General features: G+C 60.7%; 20 protein-coding genes and 1 riboswitch. Of the genes, 14 read left to right on the plus strand and 6 right to left on the minus strand.

The window, feature by feature from the left end; all coding sequences use genetic code 11:
- Positions 1–116: 116 nt before the first annotated feature.
- The gene (locus tag ACA071_RS02610; RefSeq protein ID WP_497643005.1) at positions 117–449 is read right to left on the minus strand and encodes a DMT family transporter; all 333 of its coding nucleotides are present in this window, start codon (positions 447–449) and stop codon (positions 117–119) included.
- Positions 450–552: 103 nt separating this feature from the next.
- Between ACA071_RS02610 and ACA071_RS02615 the strand changes: the two genes are divergently transcribed.
- Together ACA071_RS02615 and waaA are read left to right on the plus strand one after the other, a co-directional pair.
- Complete coding sequence (locus ACA071_RS02615; RefSeq protein ID WP_497643006.1) at positions 553–1473, plus strand: LysR family transcriptional regulator; 921 nt, start codon at positions 553–555, stop codon at positions 1471–1473.
- Entirely contained in the window at positions 1466–2743 is a 1278-nt protein-coding gene (waaA, locus tag ACA071_RS02620; RefSeq protein ID WP_497643007.1) for a lipid IV(A) 3-deoxy-D-manno-octulosonic acid transferase, read from the plus strand. Before ACA071_RS02615 ends, waaA begins: the two co-directional genes overlap by 8 nt.
- A 101-nt stretch (positions 2744–2844) precedes the next feature.
- Here the strand turns inward: waaA and ACA071_RS02625 are convergent, their stop codons facing one another.
- Entirely contained in the window at positions 2845–4284 is a 1440-nt protein-coding gene (locus tag ACA071_RS02625) for a TolC family outer membrane protein (protein ID WP_497643008.1), read from the minus strand.
- Positions 4285–4476: 192 nt separating this feature from the next.
- A riboswitch (TPP riboswitch) is annotated at positions 4477–4582 on the plus strand.
- A gap of 174 nt (positions 4583–4756) precedes the next feature.
- On the opposite strand from ACA071_RS02625, the gene thiC reads away from it, so the two are divergent.
- Both thiC and cytX read left to right on the plus strand, forming a co-directional pair.
- The gene (gene thiC, locus ACA071_RS02630; RefSeq protein ID WP_497643009.1) at positions 4757–6646 is read left to right on the plus strand and encodes a phosphomethylpyrimidine synthase ThiC; all 1890 of its coding nucleotides are present in this window, start codon (positions 4757–4759) and stop codon (positions 6644–6646) included.
- Between the two features lie 162 nt (positions 6647–6808).
- The gene (gene cytX, locus ACA071_RS02635) at positions 6809–8101 is read left to right on the plus strand and encodes a putative hydroxymethylpyrimidine transporter CytX (protein ID WP_497643010.1); all 1293 of its coding nucleotides are present in this window, start codon (positions 6809–6811) and stop codon (positions 8099–8101) included.
- Here the strand turns inward: cytX and ACA071_RS02640 are convergent.
- Positions 8070–8813, minus strand: a complete 744-nt coding sequence (locus ACA071_RS02640) for an RsiV family protein (protein ID WP_497643011.1) — start codon at positions 8811–8813, stop codon at positions 8070–8072. The genes cytX and ACA071_RS02640 overlap by 32 nt on opposite strands.
- Positions 8814–9027: 214 nt before the next feature.
- Here ACA071_RS02640 and ACA071_RS02645 point away from each other — a divergent pair, with 214 nt between their 5' ends.
- From ACA071_RS02645 to ACA071_RS02685, 9 genes are all read left to right on the plus strand, one after another.
- Positions 9028–9645, plus strand: a complete 618-nt coding sequence (locus tag ACA071_RS02645) for an NUDIX domain-containing protein (protein ID WP_497643012.1) — start codon at positions 9028–9030, stop codon at positions 9643–9645.
- Positions 9636–10088 carry a DUF1249 domain-containing protein gene (locus ACA071_RS02650; RefSeq protein ID WP_497643013.1) on the plus strand — a complete coding sequence of 151 codons (453 nt, stop codon included), beginning with the start codon at positions 9636–9638 and terminating at the stop codon, positions 10086–10088. The genes ACA071_RS02645 and ACA071_RS02650 overlap by 10 nt, the downstream gene beginning before the upstream one ends.
- A 99-nt stretch (positions 10089–10187) precedes the next feature.
- Positions 10188–11003: a 3',5'-cyclic-AMP phosphodiesterase gene (gene cpdA / locus ACA071_RS02655; protein WP_497643014.1), complete on the plus strand. Its 816-nt coding sequence runs from the start codon at positions 10188–10190 to the stop codon at positions 11001–11003.
- Between the two features lie 189 nt (positions 11004–11192).
- Positions 11193–11801 carry a YqiA/YcfP family alpha/beta fold hydrolase gene (locus ACA071_RS02660; protein WP_497643015.1) on the plus strand — a complete coding sequence of 203 codons (609 nt, stop codon included), beginning with the start codon at positions 11193–11195 and terminating at the stop codon, positions 11799–11801.
- 42 nt (positions 11802–11843) lie between these two features.
- Positions 11844–13748 (plus strand): DNA topoisomerase IV subunit B, encoded by a 1905-nt coding sequence (gene parE / locus ACA071_RS02665; RefSeq protein WP_497643016.1) that lies wholly within the window; start codon positions 11844–11846, stop codon positions 13746–13748.
- Complete coding sequence (locus ACA071_RS02670) at positions 13748–14737, plus strand: esterase-like activity of phytase family protein (protein WP_497643017.1); 990 nt, start codon at positions 13748–13750, stop codon at positions 14735–14737. Before parE ends, ACA071_RS02670 begins: the two co-directional genes overlap by 1 nt.
- Positions 14734–15255, plus strand: coding sequence for a retropepsin-like aspartic protease family protein (locus ACA071_RS02675; RefSeq protein ID WP_497643018.1), 522 nt, complete (start codon positions 14734–14736; stop codon positions 15253–15255). The genes ACA071_RS02670 and ACA071_RS02675 overlap by 4 nt, the downstream gene beginning before the upstream one ends.
- Before the next feature lie 10 nt (positions 15256–15265).
- Positions 15266–17533, plus strand: a complete 2268-nt coding sequence (parC, locus tag ACA071_RS02680; RefSeq protein ID WP_497643019.1) for a DNA topoisomerase IV subunit A — start codon at positions 15266–15268, stop codon at positions 17531–17533.
- A 176-nt stretch (positions 17534–17709) separates the two neighbouring features.
- A complete protein-coding gene (locus tag ACA071_RS02685) occupies positions 17710–18423 on the plus strand; it encodes a PqiC family protein (RefSeq protein WP_497643020.1) in 714 nt (237 codons plus the stop codon).
- 326 nt (positions 18424–18749) lie between these two features.
- Here the strand turns inward: ACA071_RS02685 and ACA071_RS02690 are convergent, their stop codons facing one another.
- Positions 18750–20276, minus strand: coding sequence for an AhpA/YtjB family protein (locus ACA071_RS02690; protein ID WP_497643021.1), 1527 nt, complete (start codon positions 20274–20276; stop codon positions 18750–18752).
- 135 nt (positions 20277–20411) lie between these two features.
- On the opposite strand from ACA071_RS02690, the gene serB reads away from it, so the two are divergent.
- Entirely contained in the window at positions 20412–21626 is a 1215-nt protein-coding gene (gene serB / locus ACA071_RS02695; protein ID WP_497643022.1) for a phosphoserine phosphatase SerB, read from the plus strand.
- A gap of 130 nt (positions 21627–21756) precedes the next feature.
- Here serB and ACA071_RS02700 read toward each other — a convergent pair whose 3' ends face one another.
- A complete protein-coding gene (locus tag ACA071_RS02700; RefSeq protein ID WP_497643023.1) occupies positions 21757–23547 on the minus strand; it encodes a cyclic-di-GMP receptor FimW-related protein in 1791 nt (596 codons plus the stop codon).
- A 223-nt stretch (positions 23548–23770) separates the two neighbouring features.
- Positions 23771–24631, minus strand: coding sequence for an archaetidylserine decarboxylase (gene asd, locus ACA071_RS02705; protein ID WP_285431772.1), 861 nt, complete (start codon positions 24629–24631; stop codon positions 23771–23773).
- Positions 24632–24640: the final 9 nt, after the last annotated feature.

Here is a 24640-nt window from a genome sequence, read left to right on the forward strand (position 1 = left end):
CTGCGTTCGAGGACGAAGTCCTCGCCTTCGATCTGTCTGAAGCATCGCGTTGTCAGGGTTTACGACTGCTTCGTAACCGGAAGCAGCCTTCGGCAGCTGCTACATAAAGCCGCGGATCAATGCCCGGCGGTTTTGGAGAAGAGCTGAATGACCGCAACACCCAACACAATCAACCCCATCCCCAACATCGCCGGCACATCCAGTTTCTGCCCATAGATAAACAGCGCCGCCACGCTGACCATCACAATCCCCATGCCGGCCCACACCGCGTACGCCACCCCCACCGGCACACTGCGCACCACCAGGGTCAGCATCCAGAAGGCGATGCCGTAGCCGACGATCACCAGGATCAGTGGCAGTGGCGTGCTGAAGCCTTTGACCGCTTTCATCGAAACAGTGGCAATCACTTCGGCGCAGATGGCGATGGCCAGGTAGTAGTAAGCGGTCATGGGTCAATCCTCGTATGAAGTGTTGCTCTCTGAGGTCGGCATTCTAGAGATTCCCCAGATGGGGTAAAGTCATTACCTATCTGCCGGGGAGATGGGTTGAGCCATGAACATGCAATGGAATCTGGAACAACTGCGGTTGTTTGTCAGCGTAGCGGAACAGCGTTCGTTTTCGGCGGTGGCCCGGGATCAGCGCAAGGCGCAGTCGGCGGTCAGTAGCTCGATTGCGTTGTTGGAGGAGGACTTGGGCGTGAGCCTGTTCGATCGCAGCAGCGGCCGCCAGCCGAAACTCACAGAAGCCGGCAGTGCCTTGTTGGAAGAGGCGCGGGAGGTGCTGCGCCAGTGCGAGCGTTTGAATGGTCGGGCGCTGGCGATGATGCGTGGCCAGGAGGCGCGCCTGCGGGTGGCGCAGGATGAGGCCATGCCTTATCAGCCGATCATCGAAAGCTTCGAAGCCCTGGCGGAAAAATTCCCCAGCCTTGAAGTGCAACTGACCAGCGCCGCCCAAGGTGATGTCGCGCGCAAACTGGTGGAACGTCGGGCGGATCTGGGGCTGCTGTTCTTCCACGATCAGATCCCCGAAGCGCTTGAGCGACGAGTGCTCGGCAGCGTCGAAATGGTCACCGTGTGCGGCAAGGGCCATCCATTGGCGGGCATGGGCGAAGTGGATTGCCAGCAACTGGCTCAGCATCGCCAGTTGCTGATGTCCACCGAGTCCAGCGTTTATCCCGGCAGTGAGCCGGCCAGCCCGCAAGTCTGGCGTGCCGACAGCTTCTATGTGATGGCCGAATGGCTGGTGCGCGGCCTCGGCTGGGCCTGGCTGCCGCGGCACGTGGTGCAGTACCCGACGTATCAGAATCAAATGGTCGAACTGGTCAGCGAATGGACCCCGCCAGCCCTGGTGGTGGAACTGGTGTGGCGGCGCGACGAGCCGCTTGGCCCGGCCGCTCGCTGGTTGGCCGAACGTTTTGCCGTGCACTTGCAGGCGATCGGCTTAAAACCCGATAAACTCCGCCGCCATGAATAGAACTCTCTACACCGCGCTGTTTTACCTGGGGCTGCCATTGGTAGCGATTCGGCTATGGTTGCGTTCGCGCAAAGCGCCGGCGTATGCCAAGCGCATTGGTGAGCGCTTCTCCTTCGGCTTGCCGGCGATGCAGCCGGGCGGCATCTGGGTGCACGCCGTGTCCGTGGGCGAAAGCATTGCGGCGGCGCCAATGATTCGCGCCTTGTTGCAGCGTTATCCAGCGTTGCCGATCACCGTGACCTGCATGACCCCGACCGGCTCGGAGCGCATCCAGGCGCTGTTCGCCAACGAGCCGCGCATTCAGCACTGCTATTTACCCTATGACTTGCCGTGTGCGGCGGCGCGGTTCCTCGATCGGGTCCAGCCGAAACTGGCAGTGATCATGGAAACCGAGCTGTGGCCCAACCACATTCACCAGTGCGCCAAGCGTGGGATTCCCGTGGCGCTGGCCAATGCGCGGCTGTCCGAACGTTCGGCCAAGGGCTATGGCCGCTTCCATAAACTGACCGGGCCGATGCTCGCCGAGATGAGCCTGTTCGCGGTGCAGACCGAGGCCGAAGCCGAGCGCTTTCGTTCATTGGGTGCGCGCCCGGAAACGGTCGAGGTGACCGGCTCGATTAAGTTCGACCTGACCATCGATCCACAACTGCTCCAGCGTGCCGCCGAGTTGCGCGGACAGTGGCAGGCGCTGGAGCGTCCGGTGTGGATCGCTGCGAGTACCCACGAAGGTGAAGACGAAGTGGTGCTGGCGGCGCATCGTCAATTGCTGGCCAGTCATCCCGATACGTTGCTGATCCTGGTGCCGCGTCATCCGGAGCGTTTCAATTCGGTGTTCGAGTTGTGCAAGCAGCAGGGAGTTGCCACGATGCGGCGTTCCACGGGCGAGCCGGTCACTGCCGATACGCAGGTGCTGCTGGGCGACACCATGGGCGAGTTGCTGTTTCTCTATGCGTTGGCCGACAGCGCGTTTGTCGGTGGCAGCCTGGTGCCGAACGGCGGGCATAACCTGCTGGAACCGGCGGCACTGGCCAAGCCTGTATTGACCGGCCCGCACCTGTTCAACTTCCTCGAAATCGCCGCACAGTTGCGCAGCGCCGGGGCATTGCAGGAAGTGGAGGATGCCGAAGGGCTGGCGCTAGCGGTGCAGCGGTTATTCGAATTGCCGCGAGATGCGCAGCGCATGGCAGAGGCGGGGTTGAAAGTGATGCGCACCAATCAGGGCGCGTTGCAGCGGTTGCTGGATGGCCTTGGACGATTGATCAACCGTTAAACCAGGGCGGCTGAAACAAAAAGATCGCAGCCTTCGGCAGCTCCTACAGGGTGTACATCCATCCCAATGTAGGCGCTGCCGAAGGCTGCGATCTTTTGCTTTTACTGACCCGGCCGAGCCTTGAGCTGCTCCGCCGCAGCCTTGGCCAGATCCGGTGGCAGGAAGTCTTTGTCCGGGTTGTAGTCAGCCTTGAGATAGCGCGACAAATCCTGCAAATCCCCCGGGTTCAACGTACCCGCCGCTTGCTTCAGGCGCAGGTTGTCGAGGATGTAGTCGTAGCGGGTGTTGTTGTAGTTGCGCACCGAGGTGTACAGCTGGCGCTGGGCATCGAGCACGTCGACGATGTTGCGCGTGCCCACCTGATAACCGATTTCGGTTGCTTCTACGGCGCTCTGGTTGGAAATGATCGACTGCTTGCGCGCCTGCACCTGTTCGACGTCGGTGTTCACCGCGCGGTGCAGGTTGCGGGTGTTTTCCACCACTTGCCGACGCAGCTGCTCGCGCTGCTGCTCGGACTGGTCAAGGCGTGCGAAGGACTCGCGCACCTGGGAGTTGATCAGGCCGCCGCTGTAGATCGGGATGTTCACTTGCAAGCCGACGGTGGTCTGCTCGACGTTGCCGCCGTAAGGCTGGCCGAAGGCGTTCGGGTTGCTGAAACCCAGCGCGTCGTTGTCACCCTTTTCGTATTTGGCCACCGCATCGAGGGTCGGCGCGTGGCCGGCCTTGCGTTGCTTGAGGGTTTCTTCGGCGGCGCTGACGGCGTAGTTGCTGGCCAGCAGATTGAGGTTCTGTTTGGCAGCGGTGTCGACCCAGGCCTTGGCGTCGTTCGGCGCCGGCGGCAGGATCGGCAAGGTATGGACGATGCCCTGGATCGAGTTGTACTGACGGTTGGTCAGGGTGATCAGGGCTTCGAATGCGTCATCCACCTGACGCTGGGCGAGGATACGGTTGGCCCGCGCGGTGTCGTAGCTGGCCTGGGATTGCAGCACGTCGGTCTTGTCCGACAGGCCGACATCGAAGCGCTCGTTGGACTGGTCGAGCTGACGCTTGAACGCTGCTTCTTCAGCCTTGGTCGAGGCCAGGTTGTCCTGGCTGCGCAGCACGTTGAAATAGCTTTCTGCCGATTGCAGGATCAGATTCTGTTCGGTGGCCGACAGTTGCAGCGAGGCTTGCTCGTTGACGTCTTTGGCCGCCTGGAACTGGAACCAGCGATCAGCGCGGAACAAAGGCTGGGACAACGTCGCCTGATAGGAATGGGCATCGCGGTTGGCGGTCGCCGACGGTTGATCGATCTGGGTGCGCACGGAGCTCAGGTTGGCCCCGCCCGAGAGGTTCGGCAGCAGGCCGGCGCGGGCCTGGGGCACGACTTCTTTCTGGGCGCCGTATTGGGCGCGGGCGGCAGCCAGGTCGGCGTTGTTATCCACGGCTTCCTGGTAGACGCTGACCAGATCGGTCTTGGTGGATAAGGGCGCTTCTGCTGCCCAGGCCATTCCATTGGAAGCACAAGACACGGCAAGGGCCAGTGAGAGTTTGCGCAGCATGCGGCCATCCCTAAAAAATTACGCTGATAATTTGAGCGCCAAAGGTACGGCGCAGCCTGCACAGCGTCAAGGCGCGGCACAGCGTAGCGAGTGTAGTTGCGCGCGCGAACCGCAACAATCCGTTAATTGCGCCATTCATCACGGTGTTTACTCCGGTGTTGGCGTTCTTTGCCAGTTGTGTCTAGACTGGCCGGGTTCTTGTCGGGGTGCCTTGCTATGAGGCTGAGATCGAATAATTTCGGATCCCGTTGAACCTGATCAGGTTAGCGCCTGCGTAGGGAACAAGATTTCTCGTCACCCGGCGAGTCCTCTTGTGCTTCGTCCGGGATGTTGTTCGACAATCGAACACCCCTCGAGCACTGAGCACAGCACCAACAGCATTGTTATTGCTATCGCTGATTGGTCGCGTCCATTCGTTACAGGTTCGCTCCGACAAAATTCCACTGCCTGGATGCTGTCTGGAGAGCCCGTGATGACGATAAAACTAAAAAATACGACGAACCTGAGTGATTCGGCCCAAGTCGATCAACAGTCGGTTCAACCGTTTACCCGCTCGCAAAAAATCTATGTCCAGGGCTCCCGCCCGGACATCCTCGTGCCGATGCGCGAAATCAGCCTCGATGTGACTCCGACCGACTTCGGCGGCGAGATCAACGCACCTGTCGTGGTCTACGACACCTCGGGCCCGTACACCGACCCCAACGTCATCATCGACGTGCGCAAAGGCCTGGGCGATATTCGCTCGCCGTGGATCGAGTCCCGTGGCGATACCGAACGCCTGCCCGGCCTGAGCTCCAACTTCGGCCAGGAACGTCTCGCCGACGCAGAGTTGACCAAGCTGCGTTTCGCCCACGTCAACAACCCGCGCCGCGCCAAGGCCGGGGCCAACGTCAGCCAGATGCACTACGCCCGCCAAGGCATCATCACCGCCGAGATGGAATACGTCGCCATCCGCGAAAACATGAAGCTCGAAGTGGCCCGCGCCGCCGGGCTGCTGGACCAGCAACATGCCGGTTACAGCTTCGGTGCCAGCGTGCCGAAAATCATCACTCCGGAATTTGTCCGTGACGAGATCGCCCGTGGCCGCGCGATCATTCCAGCCAACATCAACCACACCGAACTGGAACCGATGATCATCGGCCGTAACTTCCTGGTGAAGATCAACGGCAACATCGGCAACAGTGCTTTGGGTTCGTCCATCGAAGAAGAAGTGGCGAAACTGACCTGGGGGATTCGCTGGGGTTCGGACACGGTCATGGACCTGTCCACTGGCAAGCACATTCACGAAACCCGCGAGTGGATCATCCGTAACTCGCCGGTGCCGATCGGTACGGTTCCGATTTACCAGGCCCTGGAAAAAGTCGACGGCGCTGCCGAAGACCTGACCTGGGAGCTGTTCCGCGACACGCTGATCGAGCAGGCCGAGCAGGGCGTCGACTACTTCACCATCCACGCCGGCGTGCTGCTGCGCTACGTGCCGCTGACCGCCAAACGCGTGACCGGCATCGTTTCGCGTGGTGGTTCGATCATGGCCAAGTGGTGCCTGGCGCATCACAAAGAGAACTTCCTCTACACCCATTTCGAAGACATCTGCGAAATCATGAAGGCCTACGACGTCAGCTTCTCGCTGGGCGACGGCCTGCGTCCGGGCTCGATTGCCGACGCCAACGATGCTGCGCAATTCGGTGAGCTGGAAACCCTCGGCGAGCTGACCAAGATCGCCTGGAAGCACGACGTGCAGTGCATGATCGAAGGCCCGGGCCACGTGCCGATGCAGTTGATCAAAGAGAACATGGACAAGCAGCTCGAGTGCTGCGACGAGGCGCCGTTCTACACTCTCGGCCCGCTGACCACCGACATCGCGCCGGGCTACGACCACATCACCTCCGGCATCGGTGCGGCGATGATCGGCTGGTTCGGTTGCGCCATGCTGTGCTACGTCACGCCGAAGGAACACTTGGGCCTGCCGAACAAGGATGACGTGAAGACCGGGATCATCACCTACAAGATCGCCGCGCATGCCGCCGATCTGGCGAAAGGGCATCCGGGCGCACAGATTCGCGACAATGCCTTGAGCAAGGCGCGTTTCGAATTCCGTTGGGAAGACCAGTTCAACCTGGGCCTCGATCCGGACACCGCACGTTCGTATCACGATGAAACCCTGCCGAAGGATTCGGCCAAGGTCGCGCACTTCTGCTCCATGTGCGGGCCGAAATTCTGCTCGATGAAAATCACCCAGGAAGTCCGCGAATACGCGGCCAACCAGCGGATCGAAACGATTGATGCCGAAGTCGCCCAGGGATTGGCGGAACAGGCTGAGCGGTTCAAACAGGAAGGCAGTCAGCTGTACAAGAAGGTTTGATCCAGCACTGATCGTTCCCACGCTCCGCGTGGGAATGCAGCCCGGGACGCTTCGCGTCCCAAAGCGTGACGCAGAGCGTCACAGGAGGCATTCCCACGCGGAGCGTGGGAACGATCATCGCGGGTCAACACAACAACAAAATGTCCCTCTGAGATAACACCCTTGAGCATTCAACCCAGCACTTATTCCCCTGATATCGCGGTGCCAAAAGACAAACGTGTCTTCGGCGGACGCGATCTGTTTTCCCTGTGGTTCTCCCTCGGCATCGGCCTGATGGTCTTGCAGACCGGCGCTCTGCTCGCGCCAGGTCTGGGCTTGTCCGGCTCGTTGCTGGCGATCTTCCTCGGCACGCTGGTCGGCGTTTTGCTGCTGGCGGCAGTCGGCGTGATCGGCAGCGACACCGGCCTGTCGTCGATGGCCGCGCTCAAACTCAGCCTCGGCAAACATGGCGCGAGCCTGCCGGCGGTGCTGAACCTGCTGCAACTGATCGGTTGGGGTTCGTTCGAAATCATCGTCATGCGCGACGCTGCCAGCCTGCTCGGCGCCCGGGCGTTCAGCGAAGGCAGTTTGCTGTCGAACCCGTTGCTCTGGACCGTATTCTTCGGTGGCTTGGCGACCTTGCTCGCCGTCAGCGGCCCGCTGACCTTCGTGCGGCAGATCCTGCGCAAGTGGGGCATATGGCTGCTGCTCGCCGCGTGCATCTGGCTGACCTGGAACCTGTTCGCCAAGGCTGACCTGGCCGCGTTGTGGGCGCAGGCCGGTGATGGTTCGATGCCGTTTGCCGTGGGTTTCGACATTGCCATCGCGATGCCGCTGTCCTGGCTGCCGCTGATTGCCGACTACTCGCGTTTCGGCAAGCGTGCGAAAAACGTCTTCGGCGGCACCGCGCTGGGCTTCTTTATCGGTAACTTCTGGCTGATGAGCCTGGGCGTGGCCTACACCCTGGCGTTTGCGCCGAGCGGTGAAGTGAATGCCTTGCTGTTGGCGCTGGCCGGTGCTGGCCTGGGGATTCCGCTGCTGCTGATTCTGCTGGACGAGTCGGAAAACGCCTTTGCCGATATTCATTCGGCGGCGGTGTCGAGCGGGATTCTGTTGCGCTTGAAAGTCGAGCATTTGGCTCTGGCGATTGGTGTCATCTGCACATTGATTGCGTGCCTGGCGCCATTGGCCCAGTACCAGAACTTCCTGCTGTTGATCGGTTCGGTGTTTGCGCCGCTGTTCGGCGTGGTGCTGGTGGATCACTTCATCCTGCGCAAGCGCGGTGCTCAGGTCGCGTCAGCCGCATTGCGCTGGCCGGCGTTGCTCGCCTGGTTGGGCGGGGTGAGCACCTATCATTTGCTGGCCAATCTGTATCCGGATGTCGGCGCAACCCTGCCGTCGTTGATTCTGGCAGGGTTGCTGCAACTCGTGCTCGGTCGAGCCTTCAGTTACGGCCGGGAAACAGCTCGGGCTTGAGAATGCCATTGAGGCGCGGGTAGGGGATCTTCAGTTCGATGTGGCCCAACGCGTAAGGCGCGATGGTGCTCACTTCGTACTTGAGGATCACCCCACCGTAGGTCAGCGCCACGTTCTGGGTTTTCTGGAAATGCCAGGTTTTCAGGAAATCCGCTTCCTGATCGAGCTTGGTGCTGATCAGCCAGCTGTTGTGCGCCACTTGCGCGGCTTTCCAGAACGCTTCTTCCTGACCCGGCAGCAACATGTCCGACAAGGTCAGCACTTTATGCTGCTGGCGCGAATAGTTGATGAAGCTGCGGCCCGGGGTGCCATGGGCGCCGCCGGTGTCCAGATAGCTGGAAAACTCGACGATCACCAAGCCGTCATGCTGCTCACGTACTTTGGCTTGCAAGTAGCTGCTGGAGCGCGGCGCTGCGGTGCTCAAAAACTGATCGCGATAGGCGGCCAGGGTCGGCGCCGCCGGGGCGTCCGGGGTGCGGGCCAATTGCAGCAGGTTTTTTTCAACGATGCCGTCCAGCTGTGGCTCGGCCGGGAATCGCAGGGTATCGATGTTCACCAGCGGGCAGTCAGGCGTGGTGCAACCCGGCTTCAGTATTTCCGAAGCATCGCGGGTGGTTTCCAGCGGCGTCCGGTAGTTGGGTTGGAACAGGCTCTGGCAAGCGCCCAGTGTCAGGGCGATGGCGGCCACGGAGGCGATTTTAAAAAGCGACATGGGCGTCCTTCATAAAACAGGGAAAGGCGAAAAGTTACCGCTTCGACTGTCAACGAAGCAGTCAGTTCGCCACTAAGCTAATTAGAGTTGGTTTCGCCCTCACCGTCTATCCCGCTGACAGTAAAGGGGCTGCATCAAACATCAACCGCGCGTTAGGATGGCGCGAAGTCGAGGTTGGAACCTCGTCACGGATAAGCAGTAAACGAGGATTGCCATGACTGATTTTGCCAACGCCATTCCGACCACCGTTGAAATCGTTCGACGTGAACAGTGCTACGCGGGCTTCTACAAGCTCGATCGCCTGCATTTGCGCCATGAATTATTCGCCGGCGGCATGAGTCGCGAGATCAATCGTGAAGTATTCGTGCGTCACGATGCGGTGTGCGTGCTGCCGTACGATCCGCAGCGTGATGAAGTGGTGTTGATCGAGCAGTTTCGGGTCGGCGCCATGGGCAAGACCAGCAACCCGTGGCTGATCGAGTTGGTCGCCGGTCTGATCGATAAAGACGAAGAACCGGAAGAAGTTGCTCACCGCGAAGCGCAGGAGGAAGCTGGGCTTGTGTTCGGGGCGCTGTGGCCGATGACCCAATATTTTCCATCGCCGGGCGGCAGCAACGAATTTGTGCATCTGTACTTGGGGCGTTGCGAAACGAATGGAGTAGGCGGCCTGCATGGACTGGCAGAAGAAGCGGAAGATATCCGCGTCACGGTCTGGGCCTTTGAAGATGCCCTGCAGGCCGTACGCGACGGACGAATTGCCAACGCGGCCAGCATCATTGCTTTGCAATGGCTTGCTTTGAACCGCGCTGAAGTGAGGGGGCTATGGTCGTAAACAAGCTGCGCGATCGCTATCGGGTGGACCTCGTGGGGCTGCAAGCCTCCTGCGAGGCGAACTACGCGCGTTTGATGCGACTGCTGCCGGACATGCGCAACGAGCCCGAGGCACGGCGTATTGCCGTGACCCAGGGCGACCAGATGCTCGGCGTGCTGGCGCTGGAAGTGCTGCAAGTCAACCCGTACACCACCACCCTGCAAGTGCGCCAGGAACATAGCCTGCCGTGGCTGCCGGTGCCGCAACTGGAAGTCCAGGTCTACCACGATGCCTGCATGGCAGAAGTCGTCAGCGCCGAACATGCAAGACGCTTCCGGGGCATCTATCCTTACCCGAATGCCGCGATGCATCAGCCGGATGAAAAGGCCCAGCTCAATCTGTTCCTGGGGGAATGGCTGAGTCACTGTCTGGCGTGTGGGCACGAGTACGCAGTCGTTCGGTAGTTGTGAACTGCGTCCGGTTCACAGGTTTCCTCTTTTGGTCTTCCCCCAGCATAATTGCGGCCTCTATCCAACTCCGTGATCACGCCCTGGGAGAACGCCTTGCCGAGCGTATCCACATTGACCACCGCCGATTCGGCGTTGCTGGTGCAGCTGTCCGACAGTCACTTGTTCGCCGAGGCGGACGGCACGTTGCTGGGCATGAATACGCGCGAGAGCCTGCAAAAGGTCATCGAGCTAGTGCGCCAGCAGCAGCCGCAGATCGATCTAATCGTCGCTAGCGGCGATATTTCCCAGGACGGGACGTTGGAGTCCTACCAGCAGTTTCGCGACCTGACCCGGCAGCTCGATGCCCCTGCACGCTGGATTCCCGGCAATCACGATGAACCGCAAATCATGGCTGAAGCGGCGGTGCAGAGCGCGCTGCTGGAGCCGGTGGTGGACATCGGTAACTGGCGGGTGACGCTGCTCGATTCCGCGGTGCCGGGCTCGGTGCCGGGGTACTTGCAGGATGAACAGTTGCAGTTGCTGGCGCGCTCATTGAGCGAGGCGCCGGAGCGGCATCACCTGGTGTGCTTCCATCATCATCCGGTGTCGATTGGCTGTGCGTGGATGGAGCCGATCGGATTGCGCAACCCTGAGGGACTGTTTGCGGTGCTGGACCGGTTTCCGCAGGTGCGCGCGGTTTTGTGGGGGCATGTGCATCAAGAGATCGACCAGATGCGCGAGGGTGTGCGGCTGATTGCATCGCCGTCGACCTGCATTCAGTTCGAACCGGGCAGCGAGGATTTCAAGGTTGGGGAGCAGGCGCCGGGGTATCGGTGGTTGCGACTTATGCCAGATGGCCTGATTGAAACCGGTGTTGAGCGTGTCACGGGCTTCGACTTTACGGTTGATTACGGCTCCGACGGCTATTGATTGCCCCCGTAGGAGCTGTCGAGTGCAACGAGGCTGCGATCTTTTGACTTTGTTTTTTAAAAGCAAGATCAAAAGATCGCAGCCTTCGGCAGCTTCTACGCACCATGTTCATTTCGATGGATGCTGGTGCCCAACATTTCCCGTCTCCCTGTAAACTGCGCCTCTTTACCCGACGCCCAGGGAGTTCAAATGTCCGGTTCGATCCTTTATATCCACGGTTTCAACAGCGCGCCCGCTTCGAAAAAGGCCTGCCAGTTGATCAAAGTGATGGACCGCCTGGGCCTGAGCGACCAATTGCAGGTTCCGGCCTTGCATCACCACCCGCGCGAGGCCATCGGTCAGCTAAACCGGGCGATCGAGGAGCTTGGGCGGCCACTGCTGGTCGGCAGCTCACTCGGCGGCTACTATGCCACTCACTTGGCCGAGCACCATGGCCTCAAGGCTCTGTTGATCAACCCTGCCGTCAGTCCGCACCGGATGTTTGACGGGTATCTGGGAACGCAGAAAAACCTGTATACCGATGAAGCCTGGGAATTGACCCACGACCACGTGACGGCCCTGGCCGAGCTGGAAGTGCCGGCGCCCCGGGACCCGCAGCGCTATCAGGTGTGGTTGCAGACCGGCGATGAAACGCTGGACTATCGCCTCGCCCAGCAGTACTACCGGACGTGTGCCTTGCGCATCCAGGCCGGCGGCGACCATAGTTTCCAGGGTTTTGCCGAGCAATTGCCGGCCATGTTGAGTTTTGCCGGCATCGGCGCAGATTTGTATCAGTCGATCGATTTCACCGCTCTGTGAATCATCGCCCCTTATTTAAACGAACACTGACGACGAGACCCCATGGCCACTCCCAGCGCTAGCTCTTATAACGCAGACGCCATCGAAGTCCTCTCGGGCCTCGACCCGGTGCGCAAACGCCCCGGCATGTACACCGACACCAGTCGGCCGAACCACCTCGCCCAGGAAGTCATCGACAACAGCGTCGACGAAGCCTTGGCCGGGCATGCAACGTCGGTGCAGGTCATCCTGCACGCCGATCACTCCCTGGAAGTCAGCGATGATGGCCGTGGCATGCCGGTGGACATTCACCCGGAAGAGGGCGTTTCCGGGGTCGAGCTGATCCTCACCAAGCTTCACGCGGGTGGCAAGTTTTCCAACAAGAACTACCAGTTCTCCGGCGGTTTGCACGGGGTGGGTATTTCCGTGGTCAACGCCTTGTCGAACGAAGTCCGGGTGCGCGTCAAGCGTGACGGCAACGAATACCAGATGACCTTCGCCGACGGTTACAAGAAAACCGAGCTGGAAGTCATTGGCACCGTCGGCAAGCGCAACACCGGCACCAGTGTGTTCTTCGCGCCGGACCCGAAATACTTCGATTCACCGAAATTCTCCATCAGCCGCCTCAAGCACGTGCTCAAGGCCAAGGCCGTTCTGTGCCCGGGGTTGCTGGTCAGTTTTGAAGACAAGGCCAGCGGCGAAAAAGTCGAATGGCACTACGAAGACGGCCTGCGCTCCTACCTGGTGGACGCGGTCAACGGCTTCGAACGTCTGCCGGACGAGCCGTTCTGCGGCAGCCTGGCCGGTAATAAAGAAGCGGTGGATTGGGCGCTGCTGTGGTTGCCGGAAGGTGGCGACAGCGTGCAGGAAAGCTACGTCAACCTGATCCCGACGGCCCAGGGCGGCACCCACGTCAACGGTTTGCGTCAGGGTTTGCTCGATGCGATGCGCGAGTTCTGCGAATTCCGCAGCCTGCTGCCACGTGGCGTGAAGCTGGCGCCGGAAGACGTCTGGGAGCGTATTGCCTTCGTCCTGTCGATGAAAATGCAGGAGCCGCAATTCTCCGGCCAGACCAAGGAACGCCTGTCGTCCCGTGAAGCGGCGGCGTTTGTTTCCGGTGTGGTCAAGGACGCGTTCAGCCTGTGGCTCAACGCCCACCCGGAAACCGGCATGCTGCTGGCGGAACTGGCGATCAACAACGCCGGCCGTCGTCTCAAGGCAAGCAAGAAGGTCGAACGCAAGCGCGTCACTGCAGGTCCGGCGTTGCCGGGCAAACTCGCCGACTGCGCCGGGCAGGACCCGATGCGTTCCGAGCTGTTTCTGGTGGAAGGTGATTCCGCTGGTGGTTCGGCCAAGCAGGCGCGGGACAAAGAGTTTCAAGCGATCCTGCCGTTGCGCGGCAAGATTCTGAACACCTGGGAAGTCGATGGCAGCGAAGTGCTGGCCAGCCAGGAAGTGCACAACATTGCCGTGGCCATTGGTGTCGATCCGGGCTCCGCGGACATCGCCCAGTTGCGTTACGGCAAAATCTGCATCCTCGCCGACGCCGACTCCGACGGTCTGCACATTGCCACGCTGCTCTGTGCGTTGTTCGTCCAGCATTTCCGCCCGTTGGTGGATGCCGGTCACGTCTACGTCGCGATGCCGCCGCTGTACCGCATCGACCTGGGCAAAGAGATTTACTACGCCCTCGACGAAGCCGAGCGCGATGGCATCCTCGATCGCCTGGTGGCCGAGAAGAAGCGCGGCAAGCCACAGGTCACTCGATTCAAAGGTCTGGGCGAAATGAACCCGCCGCAACTGCGCGAAACCACCATGGACCCGAACACACGGCGCCTGGTGCAGCTGACGCTGGACGATTTCGAAGCGACCTCGGAAATGATGGACATGCTGCTGGCGAAGAAACGCGCCGGTGATCGCAAGTCGTGGCTGGAATCCAAAGGCAACCTGGCCGAGGTTCTGGGCTGATGCGGGTTGGCTGTGCCCTGGCGTGTGCGTTACTGCTGACCTCGTTTACGGTGTCCGCCGAGCCGGCGCCAGAGCTGCGCGTGGTGTCCGAACATGCCGTCGATGGCATGCGCGGCGGCAACCTGTCGGGGCTCGCCCAGTGTGGCAAGGACCTGTGGACGGTTTCCGATCGCGACGATGATCAAATCTATCGTCTCGATACAACCGCCAGCACCTGGCAAGCCGAAACGGTGCGCATTGACGTACCTCCTGTGCCGGACACCGGTTTGCCCTGGGGGTTGCGTTCGCGGACCTGGGCGGCCTCTTTCGTGCGGGGCGGAGATCTGGATTTCGAAGGCATCAGCTGCGACAGCGCCGGCAATCGTTACATTGTCAGCGAAGGCCATGCAGCCGTATTGCAAGTGCCGCCAATGGGACCCCCTTCATGGTTGAAAATCTCACCCATGATGGTTCGCGAAGCACGGGCCCGCGGCATGTTGCTGCAATTCAATGCACTCTTTGAGGGCCTGGCGATCAATCCGGCAGGCGATCAGATGTGGCTTGCCGCCGAACGTCAAAGCCGTGGCCTGCTGCTAATCAAGCGCAAACAGACAGTGTGGGATTGTGACGGTGGTTGCGTGCTGCTGAGCGAGGCGGGCATGGAAATGCAACCGCCGCAGTTTCCCAGGGCCCGAGCGGTTAACCGGGATTTTTCCGACCTGTCATTGTTCAACGGCAAGCTGTTTACCCTCGAGCGCAATGCCTATCAGATTTGTCGCCGCGACCCGCAGACGGCCAAAGTCGAGCGCTGCTGGTCGTACGCTGCCGAACTGTTGCAGAAAAACCGGCGCTATTCACAGAATTACGGGTTGGAAGAGGCGTTGGTCGTCGACGCTGACGGTGCCTGGATCGGTGTCGACAATAACTTCGGTGCCCGCGCCGATGGTGAGGTCCGCCCGATTATCTGGCGCTTTGCCGCGCCGGAAGGTGGCTGGAGCGCCAAACCATGAGTCAGCAACCGCCGGGCAAACGCGCCGGTCGGGTGTTTATGGTGCTGGCGTGGTGCGCAGCACTGTTTTTGGCTACGCGGTTTTTCGGTCAATGGGAACAGCGTCAGCAGAACCCCAATGCTGTGGTCACTTCACAGCAGGGCGAAGGATTTGTCGAAGTGAAACTGGTCGGTAACAGCCAGGGTCATTTCGTCGCCAGCGGCCAGATCAACGGCCAGCCGGTGGATTTCATGCTTGATACCGGGGCGACTGATGTGTCGATCCCGGCCAGTCTGGCCGAACGGCTGAAACTGGAGGAGGGCTTCGGGGTGACCCTGAGTACCGCCAACGGTCTGAGTCAGGGTTATCGAACCCGCATCGACCGGCTGCAACTGGGCGATATTGTGCTGCGTGATGTTCGCGCGCTGGTCGCGCCAGGGCTGGATGGCAATCAAGTGCTGCTCGGTATGAGCGCACTGAACAAACTTGAATTTACCCAGCGCGGTGGCACCATGCTGCTGCGCCAGACAACGAAATGATGAGGCCCGCATGAGCGACTCCCTTGATCTCAGCCTGGACGGTGTAGAGCGCCGGTCACTGGCTGACTTCACCGAAAATGCCTACCTCAACTACTCCATGTACGTGATCATGGACCGTGCCTTGCCGCATATCGGCGACGGCCTGAAACCGGTACAGCGGCGCATCATCTATGCGATGAGCGAGTTGGGGCTGGACGCCGATTCCAAGCACAAGAAATCGGCGCGTACCGTCGGTGACGTGCTCGGCAAGTTCCACCCGCACGGCGATTCGGCGTGCTACGAAGCCATGGTCCTGATGGCCCAGCCGTTCAGCTACCGCTACACACTGGTGGACGGCCAGGGCAACTGGGGTGCGCCGGATGATCCGAAGTCCTTCGCCGCCATGCGTTACACCGAAGCGCGGCTGTCGCGTTATTCCGAAGTGCTGCTCAGCGAGCTGGGCCAGGGCACCGCGGACTGGGGTCCTAACTTTGACGGCACCCTCGATGAGCCGCTGGTGTTGCCGGCACGTTTGCCGAACATTCTGCTCAACGGCACCACCGGCATCGCCGTGGGCATGGCCACCGACGTACCGCCGCACAACCTGCGGGAAGTCGCGACGGCGTGCGTGCGTTTGCTTGATGAGCCGAAAGCCACGGTCGAACAGCTCTGCGAGCACATTCAGGGCCCGGATTACCCGACCGAAGCGGAAATCATCACGCCTCGCGCCGACCTGCTGAAAATGTACGAAACCGGCAAGGGCTCGGTGCGCATGCGCGCCGTGTACCACATCGAAGACGGCGACATCATCGTCACCGCGCTGCCGCATCAGGTCTCCGGTGCCAAGGTACTGGAGCAGATCGCGGCGATGATGCAGGCCAAGCCGTCCAAGGCCCCGCAGATCGCTGACCTGCGCGACGAATCCGACCACGAAAACCCGTGCCGGATCGTGATCATTCCTGGCGCGCGCAAGAACTTCGACCACGACGCATTGATGCAGCACCTGTTCGCCAGCACCGAGCTGGAGTCGAGCTACCGGGTCAACATCAACATCATCGGCCTCGACGGCAAACCACAGCTGAAAAACCTGCGGGCGTTGCTGGTCGAGTGGCTGGAGTTCCGGGTGCAGACCGTGCGTCGTCGCCTGCAATTCCGCCTCGACAAGGTCGAGCGTCGCCTGCACCTGTTGGACGGTTTGTTGATCGCTTACCTCAACCTGGATGAAGTGATTCACATCATCCGCACCGAGGAGCACCCGAAAGCCGCGTTGATCGCCCGTTTTGCCTTGAGCGAAATCCAGGCCGACTACATCCTCGATACCCGTTTGCGTCAGTTGGCGCGACTGGAAGAAATGAAGCTGCGTGCCGAGCAGGACGAACTGCTCAAGGAACAAGCCAAGCTGCAAGCCCTGCTGGGCAGTGAAGCCAAGCTGAAAAAACTGGTGCGCACCGAGCTGATCAAAGACGCTGAAACCTATGGCGACGACCGCCGTTCGCCAATCGTCGAGCGCACCGAAGCCAAAGCCCTGACCGAGCACGATCTGCTGCCGAACGAGAAAGTGACGGTCGTACTGTCGGAAAAAGGCTGGATTCGTTCCGCCAAGGGCCACGAAATCGACGCCACAGGGCTTTCCTACAAGGCTGGGGACGGTTTCAAGGCCTTGGCGCCCGGACGCTCTAACCAGTTTGCAGTGTTTATCGACTCCACTGGCCGCAGCTATTCGGTGGCCGCTCACACGTTGCCATCGGCCCGTGGCCAGGGCGAACCGCTGACTGGCCGCCTGACGCCGCCGCCAGGGGCAACCTTTGAATGCGTGCTGATGCCGGAAGACGATTCGCTGTACGTGATCGCCTCCGACGCCGGTTACGGTTTCGTGGTCAAAGGGGAAGACTTCCAGGCCAAGAACAAGGCCGGTAAAGCGTTGCTGAGCTTGCCGAACAATTCGAAAGTCATTCTTCCGCGCCCAGTTGCCGATCGCGAGAACAATTGGCTGGCCTCGGTGACCACCGAAGGTCGCCTGCTGATCTTCAAAATCAGCGATCTGCCACAATTAGGTAAAGGCAAAGGCAATAAGATCATCGGTATTTCCGGTGAGCGGGTTGCCAGTCGCGAAGAATATGTCACGGACATCGCCGTTCTGCCGGAAGGCGCTACTTTAGTGCTGCAGGCCGGAAAACGTACCTTGTCACTGAAGGCGGACGACCTCGAACACTACAAAGGTGAGCGTGGGCGCCGTGGTAACAAATTGCCACGTGGCTTCCAGAGGGTAGATGCGCTGCTCGTCGAAAACCTCAATTAAGCGTCCTAGAGCGCTCGATCTACGATTTAACGCGTAGATCGACGCTTTGCCGCTGGAGTCGGAACGCATATTCACGGATGATATGGCCTTTCAAGCGCCGGCGTGGCCGAGCGTTCTTCATATTTATTGAGTATTTTCACTGTGGTTAGCCTTGTGGCCGCCACCTGGATGGGACGATGACTGCTCTGCGCCTTCCGTTAATTTTGATGCTTGCTGGCCTTCTTGGCCTGGCGGGTTGCAGCGTTCACCAACCGGTGTCGTTGTATCAGCTGGACAGCGGAAGTCCGGCTCAGCCTGCGCAAAGCGCGGGCATGGCTGTTTTGTTGGGCCCGGTCACAATTGCCGACTACCTGCAGCGTGAAACGTTGCTGCAGCGTCAGCCGGATGGCAGCCTCCAGGCTTCGTCCGATGGGCGCTGGGCTGGCAGCCTGTCTTCGGACATCGATCAGTTGCTGCTGCGTCAGGTCGCCGGTCACTTGGACAGCCAGCGCGTAGTGCTGGCACCCGCGACATTGGGCTTTACCCCGGATGTTCAGGTGCTGCTGACGATCACTCGCCTGGATTCGGGGGAGTCGCAACCGGCGATCCTGGATGCGCAATGGCGTCTGATCGACCGTCGTGGCCAGGTTCGCGACAACCGCATCATTCACCTGCAGGAACAGCATGCCGGCGGTACTGCGGCGCAGGTTCAAGCGCAAGGTGTGCTGGTGCAGCGTCTGGCCGAGCAATTGTCCGTGGCGCTGAAGCCATTGGCCAACCAGCCGCCGATTGCCGAAGCGCCGCGTAAAAAGGAGGCCAAGCCTGTGGCTCCGGCCGCCGAGCAGGACAAGCAGCCGAAGATCCCGATGGCTTCGCCGATTCGCACCGATATGGAAGTGTTCAGGTTCTAAGCCTGGATTGATCCGACACAAAGCCTGCAGAGATGCGGGCTTTGTTGTCTCTGACTGATCGTTCCCACGCTCTGCGTGGGAATGCAGCCCGTGACGCTCTGCGTCACTTCGGTGCGAGGCGCGGCCTTGGAACGCGGAGCGTCCCTGGAGGCATTCCCACGCAGAGCGTGGGAACGATCATGATAGCCCCCCCGCGAATTGGCTGATTTACGACTGCTGCGCAGCCGAACGCAGCCTCGCAGGCTCGGCAGCTGCTACATGATTCAAGTGGCAACAAAAAACCCGCAGACGATCACTCGTCTGCGGGTTTTTTAATGACAGGGCGGTTACGCCCGACGCTCATGCATCCGCGCCAGTTGCCGTTCCAGCATCGACGGATAAGGCTCCATCAACCGCTCTACACAGCAAGCGCCCTCAGGGCTGGCGATCGGCCGGATCCGTGCACGCTGGCGGATCAGGGCGTCGTCGCCGATCTTGCGCTCCACCAGCAACAGGTTGCGGCTGTGTTGCGACAAGGCCAGGGCGTCCTGGGCGGATTCGGTCAGCAACAGGTCGATCTGGCTCAAGCCGAACAGCTCGTCGCCCAACGTCAGGCCCAGTTGCAATTGCAGGGTGATGCCGCTGTCCGCGACTTCGATCTGCAACTGATGGCCCAGCGCCCGCAATAGCTCACCGCAGCAGATCGCATTGGTCAGGTAGTCGTCGCCGCTGTCTTCGGTGTGGAACAGCATCAGCGTACTGCCATCATTCAGGGTGTGCAGTTCGCTCTGATACAGCGAAGCCGCCTGGTCGAGGCAATCGCGGTAGCGTTTGAGCAGTTCCTCAAGGCGCGTGCGGGGCAGGCGACGCAGTTGATCCTGAGCGCCCAGTTGCACGGCCAGCACCGCGCTGTGCTGCGGCACGTTCGAGATCACCGGTTTGGCCAGCGTTATCGGCGCATTGTCTGCCGACTCATCGCGCAGGTCGGCAAACGCATCATCGTCTTCATCGTCTTCGACTGTGCTGACAGTGCGCTTTGGCGCAGGCTTGAGGCCAGCAACCGGCTTGGTTTCATCGAAGCTCGGATCGCGCAGATTGCGTACTTCAAAGGCCGGGTCAGCCTCCTCGTCGTAATCGGCATCGTCGAATTCAGGCTCCGGTGCGGGCTCAGGCTCGGCCGGTTCCGGGGCGAAATTGGCGTGCAGCTGACGGGCCAGGTCGCCGATCTCATCCTGACGCTCGGTGGCCGGGGTGTATTCGTCGATATTGCGCAGCCAGACCCGCAATTGCATGAGCGGTGTGGAGATGTGCCGACCGAGGCGCAGGCTCAAGGCCAGGGACAGGGCCAGCAAAATCGCACTCAAAATGCCCATGCTTTGCAGGCTGATGGTCATCGGCTGTTGGAACTGATCCATGTCCAGGCTGATGCGCAGTTGCCCGGCGGTCACGTCCTGGAAAGTGATCTTGCTCTCGTACATGCCCTCGGCTTCGCCCAAAAGGCTGTGCTTGGGGCGCTGGCCAGACTCGGCGAGGATGCGGTTATCCACGCTGTAGATGGCGGCGTGGGCCACCAGCTTGTTTTTGGTCAGGTTGTTGAGCAGCACGTTGAGGCTGAGGATGTCATTGGACACCAACAGCTCTGTCGCCGAGGTGGCGGTCTGCGTGGTCAGGCTTTCGCCCAGCGCATCGGCCTGCTCGTGCATGGCCTGCTTGAACTGCAAACCCATCACACAGGCATAGATCACCAGGGCCAGAGCGACCAGGATCACGTTATGGCTGGCAATGCGCAATGCAATCGGTACACGGCGGTGGCGCAGTGCCCGGAAGATCAGCAGGAAGAAGTTATCGGTTTTTACTGGCGTGGGCCGGTTCACTTGAGCTCGGCTCTTTTGTCCGTGAAGTTGACGCGCAGTATAGCGACAGGCCCTAGACCGGCAAAGCGCTGACGGTGCCCGATGGTCACTGAAAGTGGGTAGAATGCGGTTTTTTTCCACCTGCGGGGGTGCGCCTTGCGCGAAATCGTCCTGATAAACATCACGGGAGTCGACCGACCGGGTCTGACTGCGGCCATTACCGGCGTTCTGGCCCAGGGTGGTGTGAACATTCTCGACATTGGTCAGGCGGTGATCCACGACACCTTGTCGTTCGGCATCCTGGTTGAAATTCCTGACACCGAGCAAGGCAAGTCAGTGCTCAAGGACATCCTGTTCAAGGGGTACGAGCTCGACCAACAGGTGCGTTTCACCCCGGTGTCCGAAGAGGATTACCAGCAGTGGGTCGGCAACCAGGGCAAAAAGCGCCACATCGTGACTCTGTTGACCCGCAAGGTGACCGCCGGGCAATTGCAGGCCGTGAGTTCGATCACCGCCAAATACGGTCTGAACATCGACCATATCGATCGTCTGTCCGGGCGCATGCCGCTGGACACTCCGGCTGACAAGGGCAAGGGCTGCATCGAGTTTTCCGTACGTGGCGAAGCGGCCGATCCGCAAGCGCTGCGGGCTGAATTCCTCAACGTGGCCCAGGAACTGAACGTCGACATCGCCTTCCAGGAAGATTCACTGTTCCGGCGCAACCGTCGCCTGGCGGTGTTCGACATGGACTCGACGCTGATCGAAGCCGAAGTCATCGACGAATTGGCCAAAGCTGCGGGCGTGGGCGATCAGGTGTCTGAAATCACCGAACGAGCGATGGCCGGTGAACTGGATTTCCGCGCCAGCTTCAAGGAACGCCTGGCCTTGCTCAAAGGCCTGGACGTCAGTGTGCTGGACTCCATCGGCGCCTCGCTGCGCCTGACCGAGGGTGCCGAAACCCTGTTCGCCGAACTCAAGCGCCTGGGCTACAAGACCGCGATCCTGTCCGGTGGCTTCACCTACTTTGCCAAGCAATTGCAGGCGAAACTGGGCATCGACTACGTATTCGCCAACGAGCTGGAAGTGGTGGACGGCAAGGTCACGGGCGTGGCGGTCGAGCCGATTGTCGATGCCCAGCGCAAGGCGGATCTGCTGAAGGAGCTGGCGCACAAGGAAGGTTTGCGCCTGGAGCAGACCATCGCGGTCGGCGACGGCGCCAACGACCTGCCGATGCTGGCGATTGCCGGGCTGGGCGTGGCGTTCCGTGCCAAGCCGCTGGTCAAGCAGTCGGCGAAACAGGCGATCTCGACCCTTGGGTTGGATGGGGTGCTGTATCTGCTGGGCTTTCGGGATCGTGACGGGCAGCTCTGAGTTCTGGATTGTCTGAGCGGGCCTCTTCGCGGGCAAGCCTTGCTCCTACAGGTAGGCGGTGTTTTCGAAAACGCCCTGGACCTGTAGGCGCGAGGCTTGCCCTCGAAGGCCGCGCTGCGGTGTCACAGACTCATAACGACTTCCACAACGAATCAAAATCCTCTTCCGCCCCGACCACGCCGCTCCCCGCAGCGTTTTCGGTTTTGCTCGCTTCCAGCGAGCGATAAGCAAACTGGTTGAAACTGTTGGTACTCGACACCCGTCGATCCAGCCCGGCGCGGCGTTCCTGGCCGTTGGTGTTGATCAGCACCTTGTTGCCTTCCTGGAAGGGCAGGCGTGGGGCCAGCAATGTGGCCGGCAGGTCAATCGCGCTAATAGCCGGCAGCAACAAGCCCCGTAGGTACTGACTGTGATCGTCGCGGGTGCGCACCAGTTGCAGGCCGCAAGGCTCGGCATACGGCGCAACCTGCTCGATCCCCATTTGCGTACCGCCGCCACGCACCTGGCGAATCCAGCGCACGACAGCGATGCTCCAACCCTGACCGGCAGAATCCTCGATACCGACCATTTCACCGGCCTGAAGCTCGGCGGGCACGGTGCCGGGCCATGCCAGGCAATAACCGCCGGGGCTGTGATTGATCACCGGTAGTGCGTACGTCGGAAAATGCTGGTTGCGGTCGGCGGCCTCGTGGCTGTCGTCATTCTGTAAATGCGGGTATTCGATTTCTTCGTAAGGCAGCAGGGCGTCGCTGTTGCCACTAGGTGCGGCGTCGAAGGCGTGGCTCCAGTTGTCTTTCCCGCCATCGGCCGGGGATGTTGCCGAAAACTGCGCCAACCGACCTGCGGGGTTTTTCAGAATGTCGCTGAACGAGCGTTGCCCGCCCAAATAAAAGTGCAGCGCGCTCATGCCCACGCACAGCGTCAAGGTGCCATGGCCAACGGTGCGCTGGAAACTGCGCTCGGCAGCCTGGCCCCATGCGGCGTGCAGGTGTTGCAGCGTATCCAGGTTCAGCCCGGTCGGTATGGGCAGCCCGGACGCGTTGTCGGTCGGGTTCAGCAGACGGGCCTCGATGGCCGTCACCAGCGGCTGCGGATCGATCCCCAGCAAGCTCTCTTGCTGCTCGGCGCGGAATTTGGCGCGATAGCGTGGCCCGACGTCGAGGTCTGACGCGATAGCAAACAACTCATTGCCGGGTTTGCCGGGGTGCAGCTTGATCCATTTGCTCCAGGGTTCGAGTACCTCGGCGAGGCGCGCGATCTGGTTCTGCCGCAACTGATTGCAGCGCGAGGCGCCCAACAGCAGGGCGGCCACGTACGTTTGCTCGATGCTCAGGTCGGGCGTCTCACTGGCCAGTTCATCGCGCACACTGATGGTTTGCAGTCGATGCTCGCAGCCGATTCGATACAACTGATGCAACTCCAGCCACACCCCTTCCGGCACCGGGCAATAGAGCTGGGTGGCGCGGATTAATGGGCCGTTCAGACAATGGATCGCCCGTTGCAGCGCCTGGGTGAGCAGCGATGCGCGATCCTTGGTGAAGCGTGGTGCGACGCGCATGACGATCTGTTTGTAGCCAATCGCCAAATGGCTTTGCAGCGCCTGACAGAGGTTGGCGATCTTGCGCGAACGCTCGTCGAGGACAATCGCCTGATGCAGGAAGTGGCGCTCCAGGTGCTTGCAGACGTAATGCACCTCGGGGCGCAGCAGTTCGAGCAATTGCAGGCGATTATCGCTGGGGGTCAGCAGTTGGTTGAGTTCACTCAAGCCTTGATACAACTGGCGAGCGGTTTCGCCGATGTTGGCTTTGGGCAGGTTGGCGATCCAGCGCTTGAGGTCGCGCGGGGTGGCTTCGCAGAACGACAGGCGCAAGCCGGCGGGGATCGGTGCGCGCAGCAACAGTGGGGGGCTGGTCTCATTCATGCCGTGGAAAAACTCCGACCGGGAAATGGGCAGTGAATGACCTGACTGTAGCAGCTATGAACGCGGGAGGGGCGACGCGATGCCTGCCCTTGTAGGCGCTGCCGAAGGCTGCGATCTTTTGATTTTGATTTTTCCAGATCAAAAGATCGCAGCCTTCGGCAGCGCCTACGGGGATGGTGTGGAGCAGGATGCACCGAACCCGCTCGGGGGTCGGCTCGGGGAATCAAGCGTTCGGCAAACCCAACGCCTGGCCCATCTGCACCGGCGACAGAGCGCCCAGGCCTTCAGCCCATTTCACCTGGTCCGGCCCGAACAGCACGACAGCCGTCGAACCCAGCTTGAATCGACCCAGTTCTGCGCCTTTTTCCAGATGGATAGGCGCACGCGCAGCTTCGTCGTAACGGAAGGTTTTCAGTTCGCGTTTCGGCGGCGTGACCAGCCCGGCCCACACGGTTTCGATCGACGCCACGATCATCGCGCCCACCAGTACCACGGCCATTGGCCCGCGCTCGGTGTCGAAAATGCACGCCACGCGCTCGTTGCGGGCGAACAGTTCCGGCACGTTTTCAGCAGTGGTTTGATTGACCGAGAAGATCCGGCCCGGGATGTAGACCATTTCGCGCAGGGTACCGGCCAGCGGCATGTGCACGCGGTGGTAGTCCTTCGGCGACAGATAAATAGTGGCGAAATCACCGCCCATGAACGGCGCGGCATTCGCCGCATCGCCACCCAGCAATTCCAGCACGCTGAAACTGTGGCCCTTGGCCTGGAACACGCGGCCGTGCTCGATCGGGCCAAGTTGACTGACCGCGCCGTCGGCCGGGCTGAGGATCGCGCCCGGGGTTTCGTCCAGCGGACGCGCGCCGTCTTTCAAGGCGCGGGTGAAGAACGCGTTGAAATGCTCGTAGGCCGTCAGGTCTTCGACCAGTGCCTGGGACATGTCCACCTGATAGCGCTTGGCGAACCATGCGGTGAAGGCGTTCTTGAACCAGCGCACGCGGCATTCGGCGATGCAGCCGGCCAGTCGCGAGAGCAAGTGATGGGGCAGCAGGTATTGGCTGAGGATAAACAAACGCTTATTCATTAACTGTCC

Source organism: Pseudomonas sp. LBUM1646 (genome assembly GCF_059716165.1).